This is a genomic window from Azospirillum terrae (assembly GCF_053470425.1).
The window spans coordinates 1-3,412 of record NZ_JBPXMR010000036.1 but is presented as its reverse complement, the minus strand read 5'-3'; the positions used below and the strand labels follow the sequence as shown (position 1 = coordinate 3,412).

Annotated in this window: 4 protein-coding genes; 2 read left to right on the top strand and 2 right to left on the bottom strand. The window is 39.3% G+C overall.

All coding sequences use genetic code 11. The features are described 5' to 3' along the window. Nucleotides 1-548, top strand: a 548-nt coding sequence (locus tag ACSVDD_RS29805) for an FAD-dependent oxidoreductase (protein ID WP_510167020.1), incomplete at its 5' end; no start/stop codon positions are given. A 20-nt stretch (nt 549-568) separates the two neighbouring features. Here the strand turns inward: ACSVDD_RS29805 and istB are convergent. Both istB and istA read right to left on the bottom strand, forming a co-directional pair. Next, nucleotides 569-1,336: an IS21-like element helper ATPase IstB gene (istB, locus tag ACSVDD_RS29800; protein ID WP_510167019.1), complete on the bottom strand. Its 768-nt coding sequence runs from the start codon at nt 1,334-1,336 to the stop codon at nt 569-571. Beyond that, nucleotides 1,336-2,889: an IS21 family transposase gene (gene istA, locus ACSVDD_RS29795; protein WP_510167018.1), complete on the bottom strand. Its 1,554-nt coding sequence runs from the start codon at nt 2,887-2,889 to the stop codon at nt 1,336-1,338. The genes istB and istA overlap by 1 nt, the downstream gene beginning before the upstream one ends. Nucleotides 2,890-3,048: 159 nt before the next feature. On the opposite strand from istA, the gene ACSVDD_RS29790 reads away from it, so the two are divergent. Beyond that, nucleotides 3,049-3,412, top strand: a 364-nt coding sequence (locus ACSVDD_RS29790) for an oxidoreductase dimerization domain-containing protein (RefSeq protein ID WP_510167017.1), incomplete at its 3' end; no start/stop codon positions are given.

The window sequence follows — 3,412 nt, the reverse complement described above, 5'->3', positions numbered from 1 at the left end:
AAAATATGCCATTTGATAGAAAAAGAATCATCTCTTCAACTGAAGCATTGATGCTTCAAGAAGTGCCAAAGCATTTAGTAGTAGTAGGTGGTGGTTATATCGGTTTGGAGTTGGGAACTGCTTATGCTAAATTCGGGGCTAAAGTAACAATTCTTGAGGGGTCAGATACAATTCTTCCAGGTACGGACCCTATGCTTACAAATGTGGTAAAACGTCATTTAAAGGAACTTGGAATCACAGTTATTACGAATGCTTTAGTCCAAGGCGGAGAAAATACAGGCGATGAAATAAACGTTCAAGTTCAGGTTAATGGAAAGGAAGAGATAGTTAAAGGGGGTTATTGCTTAGTTTCCATTGGAAGAAAACCAAACACAGAAAAAATTGGATTGGAAAATATCGGGGTTGAATTAGACCAACGCGGTTTTATTAAGATAAATGATAAATGTCAAACAAATGTTGAACATGTATATGCGATTGGTGACTGTGCTGGTGGTTACCTCCTTGCTCATAAAGCTAGTTATGAAGGTAAGATTGTAACCGTCAAGTAGTTTTGAACACTTTTTGCTCATTAAGTTTGAACACTTTTTGCTTCAAAAATTGTTCTTCTGTTTTTAATTCTATAACTCTCTCCGTTTAAGTGAATGACTTCAACTTTATGAAGCAATCGGTCCAAAATGGCCGTTGTTATTCCTTTGTCTCCCATCAATTCTCCCCATTGTTCAGGCCCTTTGTTAGATGTAAGGATTATTGAACTTCGTTCATATAAATCATTGATAAGGTGAAAGAATAAGTTGGCCTCACGTTGATCCATTGCCATATACATCAGGTCATCAATGATGATTAGGTCTGCTTCTTTTATAGCCTTAAGCTGGAGTTGGGATTTGCGGAGATACTCTTGGGATTTGAGGATATTTATTAGTTCTCCCATGGTATAGAAGGATACTCTATATCCGTTTTGTATCGCTTCCAGTCCTAGCCCAATCGCAATATGGGTTTTGCCAACACCTGGTGGACCTAGAAGGATCATATTGTATTGCTGTTCAAGCCAAGTCAGCTCTTTAAGCTGCTCGATTTGACGGGTGCTCAATGATTGCTGCTCGGCAATCTTAAATTCATCAAGGGTTTTATAATAAGGGAACTTAGCCTTTTTCAACCTCTTTTCCCTGTTTTTCTCCTCCCGGCGCTTCAGTTCAAATGATAGTATTTCTTCTACAAATTCAAGATAAGTCCACGAATGTTGTTCTGCATTGCGAAGTAATGTTGGTAACTCATTTGCTGTTTCCGCCATCCGAAGATGGCGGAGGTTTTCTTGAAGAAGCTGCACCGTTCCTGTCATTATTTGATTCCTCCCATAATCTCTACATAAGTTGTCAGATCCCTAGTTTGTGCAGTGGCTTTTATTGCGGAAGTAGTCATCTTCATTTCTTGAAATGAAGGAGATGGGAATAATTCGTTTTCTGTTAATCTGTCTAAGTGCTGAGCGACATCACGAAGATCATTTGCACTCCAAAGATGGTCTCTAACGCAGTGGGTAAGGGCTTCATCAATGACATTTCTATATTGATTAATTGTATGTTGAATTACTTGAAGTTGGTCTCTCATGTATCTTGGATATCTGGTACCAACCTCTTGGATAAATTGCTTTGCTTGTTCGTGATTGGCCAATTGCCTTATAACTGTTTCTTTGAAGGCTTCAATTCCTTTGGATCGATCTCTTCCATGGTTTCGGTTCTTAATCAATTCTCCTTTTCCAAGGCCTAAACGATGACGGGCGAGTATCTCTCCTTGCGGAGTGGCCCTAATAATCAGCTCACTCTCTTTTACTTCAATATAAACTGTATTATTTCCCCTGGGCCGGTAGGTTCCTAGCGGCAGGGAGTATCGGTTGGATTTGTATTTTATAACATTGTCCTTATGCACAGACCTTGTTATACTTGTACTAAGGTTGCTCTCGATAGAGAGCAGGGATGAGATTGGTCTTAAGTGTTGCTTTTCCAGGGCGTGCACTTCTGCCGGTCTCTTTTTTGTAGTATTATGTACATTTTGATTACCTGTCCTTTCTAGCCAGGCAAGGCATTTCTCATTCCAGCTTTCCAAGTTGAAAAATACTCTGTTCTTGGCAAAGTTCCCTTTGATGAACTTGACTACATTCTCAATTTTCCCTTTACTTTGAGGGTCTGATTTTCGACATAGATAAACCCTGAAACTCCGTTCCTGTTTATATGCTTGAAAGTCTCCTGTAAGGATTATATCCCCAGCATTTTCGTTCACTGTAATCAAGTGGTCTTGATCATAAACGATTTCCTCTGGCATACCATCAAAGTACTGAAAGGCACTTTCATGGCACCGAATAGTGTCTCTTGTGGTGAACGGTCTATCTAGCCATTCAACATATTTAAATCTAGAATGCGCCAGGACAAATGAAATAAAGTAAAGTTTTATTTCTTTATTCATCGACGTTTTAACCTTCATTTCTCCCCAGTCCACCTGCACCTGCATCCCCATTGGAAGCTCTTCTACAGCTTCATGATCCCTGATACGAATAACTTTTGGTATATGGTAAGTATCCCTCAATTCACTGATATAACTTCTTAAGGTGCTGCTACCAACTTTTATTGCTGGGATCTTTTCCTTCAACCAGTCCTCAATTTGTGCTGAAGAAAGATCAGGATGCTCTTTTAGCCAGGTTAGAATTATATCCCGATAGGGATCTAATTTTTTACTTCTGGTCTTCAATGTTGAGACCCAATCTGTTGCCTCATCGAATGACATATCCAAATACTTATAAACTGTATTTCTTGATATTCCCAACTTCTTAGATATAGCTGCTATCTTAAAACCTCTTTCCCTAAGTTGATTTACTTCTATGTACAATGCTAGTTTTTCCACCTTTCCATTCCTCCAGCTAACACTATGTTGAAAATATCATCATAGCGTAACTGAGGTTATTATGGATGAAAAAGTGTTCATTTTTATCTAGCAAAAACTGTTCACTTTAGTCTAGCAGTTACAAAGATAGCTGCAGAGGTAATAAGTGGGCTAAAAAGTGTGATTGATTTTCAGGCAATGCCTTTTGTTATTTTCAGCGATCCGGAAGTAGCTTATACAGGTTTAACGGAGAAGGAAGCAAAGGAAGAAGGATATGAAACAGTTTCTAGTCGTTTTCCATTCCAAGCTAACGGCAGAGCTTTATCTGTTTCTGATGCTGATGGTTTTGTCCAAGTTGTGGCGGATAAGGAATCTAATCGGGTGTTAGGTGTACAAATGGTAGGGCCAGAAGTATCATCTCTTATTGCAGAAGCAGTTTTTGCAATTGAGTCAGGGGCAACTGCAGAAGATCTCAGCCTTACAATTCATGCACACCCAACTTTGCCTGAACCACTTATGGAAGCAGCCGAAGGAGTTATGGGAC